The sequence below is a fragment of the Bradyrhizobium sp. MI1.11 genome (genome assembly GCF_055811255.1).
This window is the reverse complement of the sequence record NZ_JBVVPM010000001.1, coordinates 341940-357035: the sequence shown is the minus strand read 5'-3', so window position 1 is coordinate 357035 and position 15096 is coordinate 341940. Positions and strand designations below refer to the sequence as shown.

Here is a 15096-nt window from a genome sequence, read left to right as displayed (position 1 = left end):
GAGAGAACAAAACCGATGACACAGATCATCATCGACAAACGCTTTTGCGGTCCTCCCAACTCCGGCAACGGCGGCTATGTCTGTGGGCGGCTGGCCCGCCACATTGCCGGCGCCGCGGAGATAACGCTGCGCGCACCGCCGCCGCTGGACACCCCGCTTGATGCGGTCGCGACGAACGACGGCACATGGGAGCTTCACGACAGCGACAAGATCGTCGCGACCGGGCGGCCGGCAAGCGTCGAGCTTGCGCGGCTGGAGACAGCGAGCCTGGAGAAAGCACGCGCCGCCGAATTGCTGGCGCTAGTCCAGCCGCACGAGCATCCGCTGCCGAATTGCTTCGTTTGCGGTCCCGCGCGTGCGAAAGGCGACGGCCTGCGCATCTTCGCCGGGCCGCTCAGCCGTCATGCGCAGATTCCTGTCCTCGCGGCGACCTGGGCACCAGATTCGAACCTCGCCGCCGAGGACGGCCTGGTCGCACCCGAATTCCTCTGGTCGGCGCTCGATTGCCCCACCGGCTTTGCCTGCAATTACGATCAGCAGAGCGGCGGCTTCGAAAAGACCCCGCTCCTGCTCGGGCGGATGTCGGCTCACATCGACGCCCGCCCGCGCCCGGGAGACCGCTGCATCATCACGGCCTGGCCAACCGCCCGCGACGGCCGCAAGCGCATGGCCGACGCCGCGGTGCATGATGGAGCCGGGAAATTGCTCGCGGTGGCGCGCACGACATGGATTGCGGTGGAGCGCGAGGTGCAGCTCGGGCGCCTTTCGTAGAGGGGACATGGGCGCCCGGTACGGAGCCAGCCAGCTTTCGGCTAGCCAAGAGAGCACTCCACCTTGCCCACCGTGCGACGCTGCCAAGCGTCGAGAAGCATTGAACCCCTATTTGATCAAAGATACCCTTGCAGCTGTCGCCAACGCAAAAAAGATCCAAGGGGGTACGCGATGATCCGCAAATTAACGGCATTTGCAATCCTTGCTACGGGCACGTTCATCGCTGGCGTCGCAAATGCCGAGGCACAGCAGCCGGAGCTTAATGCGCCGGGCCTGGTCCTCGTTAATGGCAAGGTTCTGACGTTAGACGACCGATCGACCGTCACGGAGGCAGTCGCCGTCGCGGATGGAAAGATCATCGCGACCGGAACCAGTGCTTCGATCAAGGCGCTTGCAGGCGCCCGGACCCGCGTGCTCGATGTGTCTGGCAAGACCGTCATCCCCGGATTGATCGATACACACGCTCACTTCAAAGCCGCTGGTCTGGGCGACTATGTCGTAAGCCTGGGCCGAGCCAAGACCGTTGCGGACGCGCTCGAGGCCATCAAATCATTCGCCACGAAGAAAAAGCCAGGTGAGTGGATTGTAGGTGGCGCGTGGCATCCACCCTCACAATTGGCCGAGAAGCGCTATCTGACGAGGCAGGAGATCGATAGCGTTGCTCCAGACAACCCGGTCTATCTTCGCACCGTCGGGCATTTCTCGATGGCGAACACCATGGCTCTACAAGTGGTCGGTGTCGACAAGACCACCGCGGATCCGAGTGGTGGAAAGTTTGAACGCGACGCAGCCGGTGAATTGACCGGCGTGCTCGTGGAGACGGCGATCGATCGGGTCGAGAAGGCCGTACCACCCTGGACAGAAGACGACGAAATGCGGCAATTCACCATTGCCGAAGGTGTGCTGAACAGTTTTGGCATCACCAGTGTGATCGAAGGCGCAACAGAGCCACGCGACGTCCGCACGCTGCAGAAGCTTGTCGCAGCCGGGAAGGCCACTTTGCGCACCGGCGTGATGTTTCGACCGGAGCCCCCAGCTGATCTGACTGCATGGGAAGCGATCATGTCAGGCAATGGCGCCTCATCAGGGTTCGGTGACGATTGGCTCAAGTTCGCCGGCATCAAGATCTTTTACGACGGCGGCATGACGCTGAAGACGGCGCTCATGCGTGACGTGTATCCCGATTCACACGACAACTATCACGGCATCACGCAGCAGACTCCCGAGCGGCTGAAGCAACTCATCGCCGTCAGCAACCGTTATGACTGGCGTGTCGGTGTCCACGTGGTGGGCGACCTGGGTGTTGACCAGGTGCTCGATGCCTTCGAGGCAGCGGATAAAGAAAAATCGATCCGCGATCGTCGCTTCGTCCTCATCCACGCCAGCCTGATCCGGCCAGAACAGATGGAGCGTGCGCAAAGACTCGGAATCCGCATCGATTTCCAGAACGTTTTCATGTGGGATAAGGCAGCGACCGTCGAACGATTTCTCGGGAAAGCGACCGCCGACCGCGCCGTGCCGACCAGGACGTTGATCGAAAAAATGGGGCTCAACAGCCTCGGCGCCGGGACGGATTTTCCGGTCAACCCGATCAACCCCTTCCTCAACATGTACATCATGGTGACCAGGAAGGACCCCAACGGAAACGTCTACGGCTTGGCAGAAGCCATCACCCGCGAGCAGGCCCTCCGTCTCTACAGCAGCGCGGCTTCACGCTACACGTTCGATGAAGCGCGCAAAGGGACCATTGAACCCGGAAAGCTGGCGGACATCGTGGTGCTCTCCGCCGACTACGCGACCGTGCCGGAGGAGCAGATCAAGGAAATCAAGGTGGACCTGACCCTGGTTGGCGGCAAGGTTGTCTTCCAGCGCTGAACCGGCGCTGATTGGCCCAGGTGAGCGAGACCGACAATCCGCTTTGCTTTCCGACGAAATTTAAGCGCTCTGCTGTATCATTCCCTGCAGCCGCTCCAGCTCCGCCTCGATATCGCGCTCCACATCCGCCGCCCGAATCTCCAGCACCCGATAATCGCGCGCCTCCAGCCACGCCCGCCGCGACGCACGATCCGCGACGATCGCCTCGTTCTCACCCGCGTTCACCAGCTCGATCGCGATCCGGTGCGGGAACGAGACGAAGTCCGGGATGTGCCGCCCCACCGGGGTCTGGCGCTTGAACCCTCCTGCGAAACGGCGATCGCGTGTGAGGGCCTGCCACAGCAGCCGCTCGGCATCGGTCGGGTTGCGGCGGAGGAGGCGGGCGAGGCCGCGCACGGTGGAGCCGCTGTCGGGCACCCCGCCGCCCTGCCCGTGCTCGGCCAAAAGCGCGCGCAGCCGCGTGGCCTGCTCGCCGTCGAGCACGCCGCCCTTGGCCGGGCCCTTGCGCCCTTCCGCGATCGCCATCACGACACCGTGCAGGGTGTGCATGTCCTGCTTGGTCGGCTCCATCCGAGTGAAGATGTTGCGCAGGTTCACCAGCATGGTGTCGCGCTTCTCGGCCGGGCGCAAAAATTCGACCCGGTCGAGCTCGCGGATCAAATTGTCGAAGAAGGCCTGCATCTGGTGCTGCGAGGCGCGCTCGGAGCGCTCCGGCATGGCGTGCGGCAGCTCGCCGGAGGTCGCGCGCTTGAACCATTCGTAGCCGACCAGCAGCACGGCCTGGGCGAGGTTGAGCGAGGCAAAGCCCGGATTGACCGGGAAGGTAATGATGCGGTTGGCGAGCCCGACCTCCTCATTGGTCAGGCCCCAGCGCTCCCGGCCGAACAGGATACCGGCCTTTCCGCCGGCGGCGACGTGCCCGGAAATCTCACTAGCTGCGGCTTCCGGGCCCACCACCGGCTTGGCCTGGTCGTGGGGGCGCGCGGTGGTGGCGAACAGCAGGTCGAGGTCGGCGACGGCCTCACCGACCGTGTCGAACAATTCGACCTTGTCCAGAATATAGTCGGCCCCGGCCGCGGCGCGCTGGGCGGCGATGTTCGGCCAGCCGTCGCGCGGATTGACGATGCGCAATCGGCTCAGTGCGAAGTTACCCATGGCGCGCGCGGCCATGCCGATGTTTTCGCCCAGCTGCGGCTCGACCAGGATGACGATGGGACCGTCGAGGGAAAGGCCCGCCTTGCTCTTGTCAGTCCCCGACATCTCGCTTCGCTTTCACACTGGTTCTCAAGGCCTTGGACAGGCCCTCTTGATGAAATGATTCAAGGCCGGTCCTGACCTGGTCTCGACCTGGTCTCGACCCGGTCTTGACCTGCTCTCGGGCCGGCTGCCCGTTCGCCTGTCGTTTGCCTGTCCTGACAAAATTCTCAAGGGAAATAACGGGTTGGATTCGACTTTTGAATCTCGCCTGAAACTTCAGCCCTGCCCTCGCGACGGGGCTCCTCGAACCCCCATCTGCGGGGGCTGGATGAGCTAAAAGTGCATAATCCCTTGGCTTTCGCCCGCTGCTATCAGGTGCTAAGAGGCGGCGGATATTCCCGTGGCGCGCCAAAGCGCCGTTCCCAAGAGGCTTCCCCGATCATGGCAAAAATCAAGGTGTCCAACCCCGTCGTCGAACTCGATGGCGACGAGATGACCCGGATCATCTGGCAGTACATCAAGGACAAGCTGATTAACCCATTCCTGGATGTCGAGCTGCTCTATTTCGACCTGGGGATGGAGTACCGTGACGAGACCAACGATCAGGTGACGATCGACGCCGCCGAGGCCATCAAGAAGGTCGGCGTCGGCGTCAAGTGCGCCACGATCACCCCGGACGAGGCCCGGGTGAAGGAATTCAACCTCAAGCAGATGTGGAAGTCGCCGAACGGCACCATCCGAAACATCCTCGGCGGCTGCATCTTCCGCGAGCCGATCATCTGCAAGAACGTGCCGCGCCTCGTTCCGGGCTGGAGCAAGCCGATCATCATCGGTCGCCACGCCTATGGCGACCAGTACCGCGCCACTGACATCAAGTTCCCGGGCAAGGGCACGCTGTCGATGAAGTTCGTCGGCGAGGACGGCACCGTGATCGAGCGGGAAGTGTTCAAGGCGCCCAGCGCCGGCGTCGCCATGCAGATGTACAATCTCGACGATTCCATCATCGACTTCGCCCGCGCCTCGCTCAATTACGGCCTGCTGCGCAACTACCCGGTCTATCTCTCGACCAAGAACACCATCCTCAAGGTCTATGACGGCCGCTTCAAGGACATCTTCCAGGACATCTACGACCGCGAGTTCAAGAAGGAATTCGAGGCCAAGGGCCTGACCTACGAGCACCGCCTGATCGACGACATGGTGGCCTCGGCGCTGAAATGGTCCGGCGGCTATGTCTGGGCCTGCAAGAACTACGACGGCGACGTGCAGTCCGACACGGTGGCACAGGGCTACGGCTCGCTCGGCCTGATGACCTCGGTCCTCCTCACCCCCGACGGCAAGACGGTGGAAGCCGAGGCCGCCCACGGCACGGTGACCCGCCACTACCGCGAGCACCAGAAGGGCAAGGAGACCTCGACCAACTCGATCGCGTCGATCTTCGCCTGGACCCGCGGCCTGTCGCACCGCGCCAAGCTCGACAACAATGCCGAGCTCGCCAAGTTCGCCAACACCCTGGAGAAGGTCTGCGTCGACACCGTCGAGGAAGGCTACATGACCAAGGACCTCGCGCTCCTGGTCGGCGCCGACCAGCGCTGGCTCTCGACCACCGGCTTCCTCGACAAGGTCGCCGAGAACCTCGGGAAGGCGCTGGCGGCTTAAGCCGACCGCAATTTCGCCGGACTGGGCCGGACATCATCACGGGCCGCGCCGCAAGCGCGGCCCGTTCTCTTTGGGACCTTTCGCGGAGATGCGACGATGTCGATTAAGCTTGCCGTCCCCTGCCTGTTGCTGCTCGCTGGACCGGCTGTGGCCGCCGACCCGCTCCCCGACGCCATCGCCGCGCCCGGCGAGAGCATCGTGCTCAGTGTCCACGCCGAGGGCGCGCAGGTCTATGAGTGCAAGGCCGGCACCGACGGCAAGCTCGCTTGGGCCTTCCGCGAGCCGATCGCGACGCTGCTCGTCGAGGGCAAGACCATCGGCCGGCACTATGCCGGGCCGAACTGGGAGCATGCCGACGGCAGCGCCGTGGTGGGCAAGATGACCGGCAGACTGGCGATCGGCAACGCGTCGGGCAAGACCACGGACATCCCGTGGCTCAAATTGGAGGTGACCGCCCACCGCGGCAGCGGCGTCCTCACGCCGGTTACGACGGTTCAGCGCATCAACACCCATGGCGGCTGGTTAGACGACGGCCCTTGCGAAATCGCCGGCAACTTTCAAAGTGTGCCCTACTCGGCCGACTACGTGTTCCTGAAGAAGGGCTGAGCCCTCAGCGGTCGGTGCCTTCGCGCTCCGCCTGCGCCAGCTCCGCCACGGCAAGGTCGCCGCTGCCCTCCAGCCGCGCCTTCGCCGTCTTGTGGACGTGCGCGGCGAGCGTCGGCATGCGTTCGATCAGGGCGTGAAAATCCTGGGCATCGAGCACCAGCAGCCGGGTCTTGCGCGTCGCCGTCACCGTGCCGCTGCGTTTTGTTTTATGCAGCAGCGCGATCTCGCCGAAGAAGGTGCCATCCGCGAGCCGCACCTGCTGGTTCGGCAGCGCGATCTCGACCTCGCCGGCGGTGATGAAGTACATCGACGAAGCCGCATCGCCCCGCCGCACCAATATCTCGCCCTGCTCGATGGTGCGCGCCCGCAGCAGCCGCATGATGTCGGCGATCTCGGATGCGCTGAGATGCGAGAACAGCGGCACCCGCGCCAGCATGCCCCAGGTGACCACGAAGTCGCGCCGTTTCACCTCTTCCGCAAAGGCCGTCGAGATGATCGCGACCGGCAGCGCGATCATGGCAAAGCCGCTGATGATGGTAAAGACGGAGATGAACTTTCCGAGCGCCGTCACCGGCACGACGTCGCCATAGCCGACGGTGCCGAGCGTCACGATCGCCCACCACATCGCCTGCGGAATGGTGCCGAGCTTGTCGGGCTGCACGTCGCGCTCGATGGCGTAGAGCAGCGAGGCAAACGTCAGAACCGCGCCGATCAGGATGACGATGCAGCCGATCAGCGCCCGCCGCTCGGCGTGCACGGCCGCGAGCAGCGAACGCATCGCCGGCGAGTACCGCACCAGCTTGAAGAACGGCAGCACGCCGAGGGCTGCCAGCGTCGCATGCCGGCCCGTAGCGAGCACGACCGCAGCCGGCAGGAACGCGAGCAGATCGATGATGCCGAGTGCGGAGAACACATAGCCGAGCCGGTCGGACAGCGCGGACGCCGTGCGCTGGGTATGGCCCGCCACCGTCCACAGCCGCGCGGCATATTCCAGCGCGAATACGATCACGGAGAGGATGGAGATGCCCGCGAATAGCGCGCCGAACTGCGCATCCAGCTCCGGCACCGAGGCAAGGATCATCGCAGCGACGTCCAGCACGATGACGCCGATGACCAGCTGGATGAAGCGCGACCCGACCGAGTAGGCCAGCGGATCGTGCTCCAGCAATTCGTAGAGGCGATCCCTCAGATTGGGATCAGTTGAGCCACGCCCTCGCGGAACGGGGCGCACCTGGCTACGCGCCGGCCGATTTTTGTTCAGTCATGGCTTTTTCGATCGCCGTGAGCGCCGCGGCCGCATTCGCGCCATCGGGGCCGCCGGCCTGGGCCATGTCGGGCCGGCCGCCGCCGCCCTTGCCGCCGAGCGCTTCGGAGGCGACCTTCACCAGATTGACCGCATTGAAGCGCGAGGTGAGATCCGCGGTGACGCCGACCACGACGCCGGCCTTGCCGTCCTCGGTCACGCCGACGATGGCGACGACGCCGGAGCCGATCTGCTTCTTGCCGTCGTCGGCAAGGCTCTTGAGATCCTTCATCTCGATGCCCTCGACCGCGCGCGCCATCAGCTTGACGTCGCCGACCTCGCGCACGCCGGAGGCCGCGCCGTTGCTCGCAGCCGCACCGCCGCCCATCGCGAGTTTCTTGCGGGCGTCGGAGAGTTCGCGCTCGAGCTTCTTGCGCTCCTCCATCAGGGCACTGATGCGCGCCGGGACGTCGTCGATCGAGGTGCGCAGTTCGTTGGCCGCCGTCTTCGCCAGCGCCATGGTCTCGTTGGCGTGCTTGCGCGCGTAGTTGCCGGTCAGCGCCTCGATGCGGCGCACGCCGGAGGCAACCGCGCTCTCGCCGGTCAGCGTGATCAGGCCGATATCGCCGGTGCGCCTGACATGCGTGCCGCCGCAGAGTTCGACCGACCAGCCGAGCGCGTTGGCGCCGCGCTCGCGCGCGGTCCGGCCCATCGAGACGACGCGAACCTCGTCGCCATATTTCTCGCCGAACAGCGCGCGTGCGCCGGCCTCGCGGGCCTCGTCCACGCCCATGACGCGGATCGAGACCTCGTCATTCTCCAGCACCACGTCGTTGGCGATATCCTCGACGCGCGCGAGCTCTTCCGCCGTGATCGGCTTCGGATGCACGAAGTCGAAACGCAGCCGATCCGGCGCGACCATCGAGCCGCGCTGGGCGATGTGATCGCCGAGCACCTGGCGCAGCGCCTCGTGGATGAGATGCGTGGCCGAGTGATGCGCGCGGATCGAAAAGCGCCTGCCGTGATCCACTTCGAGCTGCAGGGGGGTGCCGAGCTTCAGCTCGCCGCTCTCGACCGTGCCGACGTGAACGAAGAAATCGCCGAGCTTCTTCTGCGTATCGGTGACGCGGAATTTGATGCCGCCCTCGCCCGTCAATACGCCGGTGTCGCCGACCTGGCCGCCCGACTCCGCGTAGAACGGCGTCTGGTTCAGCACGATCGCGCCGGTGTCGCCGGCCTTGAGACTCGTGGCTTCCCTGCCGTCCTTGACCAGCGCGGTCACCACGCCTTCGGCGCTCTCGGTCTCGTAACCCAGGAATTCGGTTGCCCCCAGCTTTTCACGCAGCGGGAACCAGATCGCCTCGGAAGCCGCTTCGCCAGACCCCTTCCAGGATTCGCGCGCCTTGGCCTTCTGACGCTCCATCGCATCGGTGAAGGAAGCCTGGTCGACGCTGATGCCGCGCGACTTCAGCGCGTCCTGCGTCAAATCGAGCGGGAAGCCGTAGGTGTCGTACAGCGTGAAGGCGACGTCGCCGTCGAACATGTCGCCCTTCTTTAAGGACGCGCTCTTCTCGTCGAGAATGGCGAGGCCGCGCGTCAGCGTCTTGCGGAAGCGGGTCTCTTCCAGCCGCAGCGTTTCCTCGATCAAATTTTCCGCGCGCATCAGATCGGGATAGGCCTGGCCCATCTCGCGCACCAGCGCCCAGACCAGGCGATGCATCAGCGGTTCTTGCGCACCGAGCAGCTGCGCATGGCGCATCGCGCGGCGCATGATCCGGCGCAGCACATAGCCGCGGCCCTCGTTCGAGGGCAGCACGCCGTCGGCGACCAGGAAGGCCGACGAACGCAGATGGTCGGCGATGACGCGGAACGAGGCCACGGTCTTCTCGTCCGGTCCGCTTCCGAGAGCCGACGCGGTCGCGTCGATCAAATGACGGAACAGGTCGGTCTCGAACACGCTGTCGACGCCCTGCATGATGCAGGCCATGCGCTCCAGCCCCATGCCGGTGTCGATCGAGGGACGCGGCAGCGGCACGCGCTCCTCCTTCGTCACCTGCTCGTACTGCATGAAGACGAGATTCCAGAATTCGAGGAAGCGATCGCCGTCCTCCTCCGGAGAGCCGGGAGGTCCGCCCCAGATGTGGTCGCCGCGATCGATGAAGATCTCCGAGCACGGGCCGCACGGGCCGGTGTCGCCCATCGCCCAGAAATTGTCCGAGGTCGGGATGCGGATAATGCGATCCTCGGAGAAGCCGGCGATCTTCTTCCACAGTCCGGCCGCCTCGTCGTCGGTGTGATAGACCGTGACGAGCAGCTTGTCTTTCTTCAGCCCGTATTCCCTGGTGATGAGCGTCCAGGCCAGCTCGATCGCGCGCTCCTTGAAATAGTCGCCGAACGAGAAGTTGCCGAGCATCTCGAAGAAGGTGAGATGGCGCGCGGTGTAGCCGACATTGTCGAGGTCGTTGTGCTTGCCGCCGGCGCGCACGCATTTCTGCGAGGTGGTGGCGCGCTGATAGGGCCGCTTCTCGACGCCGGTGAAGACGTTCTTGAACTGCACCATGCCGGCATTGGTGAACATCAACGTCGGATCGTTGCGCGGCACCAATGGCGAGGACGACACGATCTCGTGGCCGTTCTCGGCAAAGAAGTTCAGAAAGGTCGACCTGATCTCGTTGACGCCGCTCATGTTCATCCAATCGGGTGTGCTTGTACCCGCCTTCCAGCCATCCAAACCGCGAGTTTGGGCTGATATCTGCGGGTCAAAGCGCTTTTAGACAAGGCCAGCTTCGCTGTCCAGAAACTGTGCAGACAGATCAAGGCGTTGCCGCAGATGCGCAATCCCGTTGGAAAGCCGCCGATGCCGCGTTGACAGGCTTGGCCGGCCTGTGGTCTTTACCTATCTGTATCGTACGGCCACGTCGGGAGAGACCGGCACTGGTGCCGGCGCCGAAGGAGCAACCGCCCCGGAAACTCTCAGGCAAAAGGACCGCGTGGCTTTGACAGCATCTGGAAAGAGGCGCCGACCGGCTTAACCCGGATGGCGTCCGCCGACGGGATAATACTCTCAGGCACAGCGACAGATGGGGCTTCGACTGGTGTCCACGGGAAATCGTTCCCGGGGAACCGCCGAGGGCCCCCCGATGCGTGCGCGTGACGACAAAGACTCCCTGAAACGCACCCCTCTTTACGACCTGCATGTCTCGCTCGGCGGCAAGATGGTGCCGTTCGCGGGCTATGACATGCCGGTGCAATATCCGGCCGGAGTCCTGAAAGAGCACCTTCATACCCGCAACGCAGCCGGCCTGTTCGACGTCTCTCACATGGGCCAGATCGCACTCAGGCCGAGATCGGGCAAGGTCGAGGACGCCGCCCGCGCGCTGGAACGGCTGGTGCCGCAGGATATTTTGGCGATCGCGCCGGGCCGGCAGCGCTACGCCCAGTTCACCAATGCCGAGGGCGGGATTCTGGACGATCTGATGGTCGCCAATTTCGGCGATCACCTCTTCCTGGTCGTCAACGCCGCCTGCAAGGCCGAGGACGAGGCGCATCTGCGCGCGAATCTGTCCGACGCCTGCGTCATCGATTCGCTGGCCGACCGCGCGCTGATCGCGCTGCAAGGGCCGAAGGCGGAATCCGCGCTGGCGAAATTATGTGCAGAGGCGCCCGCCATGAAGTTCATGGATTCCGGCGGCCCGCACAAGGTCGCCGGCCTCGACTGCTTCGTCTCGCGCTCCGGCTATACCGGCGAAGACGGATTCGAGATTTCGGTTCCTGCAGGCGATGCCGAACGGCTCGCCAGGGCCCTGCTGGACAATCCGGACGTCATGCCGATCGGGCTCGGCGCCCGTGACAGCCTGCGGCTCGAGGGCGGGCTTTGTCTTTACGGCCACGACATCGATACTGCGACCACGCCGGTCGAGGCCGCACTGGAATGGTCGGTGCAGAAGAGCCGCCGCACCGGCGGCGCGCGCGCCGGCGGCTTTCCCGGCGCGGAAAAGATTCTGGTCCATTTCGACCACGGCGCATCCCGCCGCCGCGTCGGCCTGCGCACCGAGGGCCGCGCGCCGGTGCGCGAGGGCGCGCTGCTGTTTGCGGACGCAACCTCCGGCGAGCCGATCGGAAAGGTCACCTCGGGCGGCTTCGGCCCGAGCCTGAATGCGCCGGTCGCGATGGGCTATGTGCCCACGAGCCTGAGCGCGCTCGACACAAAACTTTTCGCCGAGGTGCGCGGCCAACGCCTGGCCGTGCAAATCGCCGCCATGCCCTTCGTGAAAAACACCTACAAACGCTGAGGACTGAGAAAATGACCACGACGCTGTACACCACCGACCACGAATGGCTCGCGATCGACGGCGATGTCGCCACCGTCGGCATCACCGACTACGCGCAATCGCAGCTCGGCGACGTCGTGTTCATCGAATTGCCCAAGCTCGGCCGCACGCTGAAGAAGGCCGAACCCGCCGCCGTCGTGGAGTCCGTCAAGGCCGCATCGGACGTCTACGCGCCTGTTAGCGGTGAGGTGCTCGAGACCAACCCCGAGCTCGCGAGCGAGCCGGCGCTGGTAAACTCGGACGCGCAGGGCAAGGCGTGGTTCTTCAAGATCAAGATGGCCGACAAGAGCGAGCTCGGCGGTCTGATGGACGAAGCGGCGTACAAGGCCCACACGGCGTGAGATGATGCGAACTCTGACCTCATATTCGGTGTCATCGTCCGCGAAGGCGGACGATCCAGTACGCCGCGGCCCATCGGCCCTAGCCGAAGCGGCTGCGTTTACTGGATGCCCCGCCCCCGTGCGCAAGTGCGCACTAAGCGGGGCATGACGGCGACAAGAACATCTGAAGCGAGGACCCATGATGACCGCACACCGCAAATCCAACGGCGACACCACCAGCTTCGTTCGCCGCCACATCGGCCCCTCGGCACGCGACGTCACCGCGATGCTCGAGGCCGTCGGCGCGAACAGCGTCGATGCGCTGATGGCGCAGACGCTTCCCGCTTCGATCCGGCAGGCCGCCCCACTCGATCTCGGCAAGCCCTTGAGCGAGACCGAAGCGATCGCGCATATGGCCGAGCTCGCCGCCCAGAACCAGGTCTTCACCTCGCTGATCGGCCAAGGCTATTCCGGCACGATCTTGCCTGCGCTGATCCAGCGCAACATTCTGGAGAACCCGGCCTGGTACACGGCGTACACGCCCTACCAGCCCGAGATCAGCCAGGGCCGGCTGGAGGCGCTGCTCAACTTCCAGACCATGATCTGCGATCTCACCGGGCTCGACGTCGCCAACGCCTCGCTGCTCGACGAGGCGACCGCGGCCGCGGAAGCGATGGCGCTCGCGGAGCGGCACTCAAAAGTTGAAGCAAAAGCCTTCTTCGTCGACAAGGACGTGCATCCGCAGACGCTCGCCGTGATGCGCACCCGCGCGGAGCCGCTCGGCTGGACCCTGATCGTCGGCGATCCCCTCACCCATCTCGACAAATCAGACGTGCTCGGCGCGCTGCTGCAATATCCGGGCAGTTCGGGCGCTGTGCGCGACCTCAGGCCCGCGATCGCCAGCCTGAAGGCCAAGGGCGCGCTTGCGATCATCGCTGCCGATCTGCTGGCGCTGACACTGCTCGCCTCGCCCGGCGAGCTCGGCGCCGACATCGCTATCGGCTCGGCGCAACGTTTTGGCGTGCCGATGGGGTATGGCGGGCCGCACGCGGCCTATATGGCGGTGCGCGATGCGCTGAAGCGTTCGCTGCCCGGCCGCATCGTCGGCCTCTCCGTGGACTCGCGCGGGATGCCTGCCTATCGCCTCGCACTGCAGACCCGCGAGCAGCACATCCGCCGCGAGAAGGCGACCTCCAACATCTGCACCGCGCAAGTGCTGCTCGCCGTAATCGCCTCGATGTATGCGGTCTATCACGGCCCCGAAGGCTTGACCCAGATCGCACGCAATGTGCATCGCCGCACGGCGGTGCTCGCCGCGGGCCTGCGCAAGCTCGGCTTTGCGCTGCAGTCCGACAGCTTCTTCGACACGCTCAGCGTGGTTACAGGCGCGAAGCGTGCCGAGATCGTCGCGCGAGCGGCCGCCGAGAAGATTAATCTCGGCGTTGGCGACGACAGCTTGCGGATCGCGCTCGACGAGACCACGACGCCCGCGACGGTGGAAGCGGTCTGGCGCGCCTTCGGTGGCCAGCTTGCCTATGCCGAGATCGACGCGACCACGCGTGAGGCGCTGCCGGAGGCGCTCAAGCGCGCGACCTCCTTCCTCACCCACCCCGTCTTCCATGCGCATCGCTCGGAGACCGAGATGCTGCGCTATATGCGCAAGCTCAGCGATCGCGACCTCGCGCTCGATCGCGCGATGATCCCGCTCGGCTCGTGCACCATGAAGCTGAACGCGACCACCGAGATGATGCCGCTGACCTGGCCGGAATTCGGCAGCCTGCACCCGTTCGCCCCGCGCGAGCAGGCGAAGGGTTACTACGCGCTGTTCGCGCGGCTGGAAAAATGGCTGTGCGACATCACCGGCTATGACGCGATCTCGCTGCAGCCGAACTCGGGCGCGCAAGGCGAATATGCCGGGCTGCTTGCGATCCGTGGCTACCATGCCGCGCGCGGCGAGACCCACCGCAAGATCTGCCTGATCCCCTCCTCCGCCCACGGCACCAACCCGGCTTCGGCCGCGATGGTCGGCATGGACGTGGTGGTGGTCGCCTGCGAGAAGAACGGCGACGTCGACGTCAACGATCTCCGCGCCAAGGCCGAGAAGCATTCGAACGACCTCGCCGCCGTCATGATCACCTATCCCTCGACGCATGGCGTGTTCGAGGAGCACATCCGCGAGATCTGCGACATCGTGCATGGCCATGGCGGGCAGGTTTATCTCGACGGCGCCAACCTCAACGCGCAGGTCGGCTTGAGCAGGCCCGGCGATTACGGCGCCGATGTCAGCCATCTCAACCTGCACAAGACCTTCTGCATCCCGCATGGCGGCGGCGGCCCGGGCATGGGCCCGATCGGCGTCAAGGCGCACCTCGCCCCGTTCCTGCCGGGGCATCCAGCGGCGAACGGGGATGCGCCGGTCGGCCCGGTCTCGGCAGCGCCGTTCGGCTCAGCCTCGATCCTGACCATCTCCTACATCTACATCCTGATGATGGGCGGCGAAGGCCTCAAGCGCGCCACCGAGATCGCGATCCTCAACGCCAACTACGTCGCAGCAAGGCTCGATGCGCACTTCCCGGTGCTCTACAAGAACGAGAAAGGCCGCGTCGCGCATGAGTGCATCGTCGATCCCCGCGCGCTGAAGACGACCTCAGGCGTCACCGTCGACGACATCGCCAAGCGCCTGATCGACTACGGCTTCCATGCGCCCACCATGAGTTTTCCGGTGCCGGGCACGCTGATGATCGAGCCGACGGAGTCGGAATCCAAGGCGGAGCTCGATCGCTTCTGCGACGCCATGATCGCGATCCGGAAGGAAATCGCCGAGGTCGAGACCGGCCGTTTCAAGATCGAGGCGTCGCCGCTCCGTCACGCCCCGCACACCGTGCACGACATCGCTGACGACGATTGGAAGCGCGCCTACACCCGCGCCGAAGGCTGCTTCCCCGCAGGCACCTCGCGCACCGACAAGTACTGGAGCCCGGTCGGGCGCGTCGACAACGTCTATGGCGATCGCAACCTGGTGTGCTCGTGCCCGCCGGTGAGCGATTATGCGGAAGCGGCGGAGTAGCGGATTCTTAGCTACGTAGGATGGTAGAGC

Annotated in this window: 10 protein-coding genes and 1 riboswitch; of the genes, 7 read left to right on the top strand and 3 right to left on the bottom strand. The window is 64.9% G+C overall.

Annotated features, from left to right (window positions below):
* Positions 1 to 15 precede the first annotated feature (15 nt).
* Positions 16 to 771 (top strand): PaaI family thioesterase, encoded by a 756-nt coding sequence (locus tag AC0L30_RS01680; RefSeq protein ID WP_219685002.1) that lies wholly within the window; start codon positions 16 to 18, stop codon positions 769 to 771.
* A 171-nt stretch (positions 772 to 942) separates the two neighbouring features.
* A complete protein-coding gene (locus AC0L30_RS01675; RefSeq protein WP_473403676.1) occupies positions 943 to 2646 on the top strand; it encodes an amidohydrolase in 1704 nt (567 codons plus the stop codon).
* A 60-nt stretch (positions 2647 to 2706) separates the two neighbouring features.
* Here the strand turns inward: AC0L30_RS01675 and AC0L30_RS01670 are convergent, their stop codons facing one another.
* Positions 2707 to 3906 carry a TrmJ/YjtD family RNA methyltransferase gene (locus AC0L30_RS01670; protein ID WP_219685004.1) on the bottom strand — a complete coding sequence of 400 codons (1200 nt, stop codon included), beginning with the start codon at positions 3904 to 3906 and terminating at the stop codon, positions 2707 to 2709.
* A gap of 378 nt (positions 3907 to 4284) precedes the next feature.
* Here AC0L30_RS01670 and AC0L30_RS01665 point away from each other — a divergent pair, with 378 nt between their 5' ends.
* Both AC0L30_RS01665 and AC0L30_RS01660 read left to right on the top strand, forming a co-directional pair.
* On the top strand, positions 4285 to 5499 hold the full coding sequence (locus tag AC0L30_RS01665) for an NADP-dependent isocitrate dehydrogenase (RefSeq protein ID WP_219685006.1): 1215 nt from the start codon (positions 4285 to 4287) through the stop codon (positions 5497 to 5499).
* 96 nt (positions 5500 to 5595) lie between these two features.
* On the top strand, positions 5596 to 6105 hold the full coding sequence (locus tag AC0L30_RS01660; protein ID WP_219685007.1) for a DUF3455 domain-containing protein: 510 nt from the start codon (positions 5596 to 5598) through the stop codon (positions 6103 to 6105).
* A 4-nt stretch (positions 6106 to 6109) separates the two neighbouring features.
* Here AC0L30_RS01660 and AC0L30_RS01655 read toward each other — a convergent pair whose 3' ends face one another.
* Positions 6110 to 7336: a cyclic nucleotide-gated ion channel gene (locus AC0L30_RS01655; protein WP_219685008.1), complete on the bottom strand. Its 1227-nt coding sequence runs from the start codon at positions 7334 to 7336 to the stop codon at positions 6110 to 6112.
* A gap of 4 nt (positions 7337 to 7340) precedes the next feature.
* Positions 7341 to 10034, bottom strand: a complete 2694-nt coding sequence (gene alaS / locus AC0L30_RS01650) for an alanine--tRNA ligase (protein WP_473403675.1) — start codon at positions 10032 to 10034, stop codon at positions 7341 to 7343.
* 223 nt (positions 10035 to 10257) lie between these two features.
* A riboswitch (glycine riboswitch) is annotated at positions 10258 to 10346 on the top strand.
* A gap of 142 nt (positions 10347 to 10488) precedes the next feature.
* On the opposite strand from alaS, the gene gcvT reads away from it, so the two are divergent.
* The 3 genes from gcvT to gcvP all read left to right on the top strand — a co-directional run bounded on the left by gcvT (position 10489) and on the right by gcvP (position 15066).
* Positions 10489 to 11640, top strand: coding sequence for a glycine cleavage system aminomethyltransferase GcvT (gene gcvT / locus AC0L30_RS01645; RefSeq protein ID WP_473403674.1), 1152 nt, complete (start codon positions 10489 to 10491; stop codon positions 11638 to 11640).
* 11 nt (positions 11641 to 11651) lie between these two features.
* The gene (gcvH, locus tag AC0L30_RS01640) at positions 11652 to 12020 is read left to right on the top strand and encodes a glycine cleavage system protein GcvH (protein WP_007602218.1); all 369 of its coding nucleotides are present in this window, start codon (positions 11652 to 11654) and stop codon (positions 12018 to 12020) included.
* Between the two features lie 181 nt (positions 12021 to 12201).
* Positions 12202 to 15066, top strand: coding sequence for an aminomethyl-transferring glycine dehydrogenase (gene gcvP, locus AC0L30_RS01635; protein ID WP_473403694.1), 2865 nt, complete (start codon positions 12202 to 12204; stop codon positions 15064 to 15066).
* The last annotated feature ends 30 nt before the right edge of the window (positions 15067 to 15096 follow it).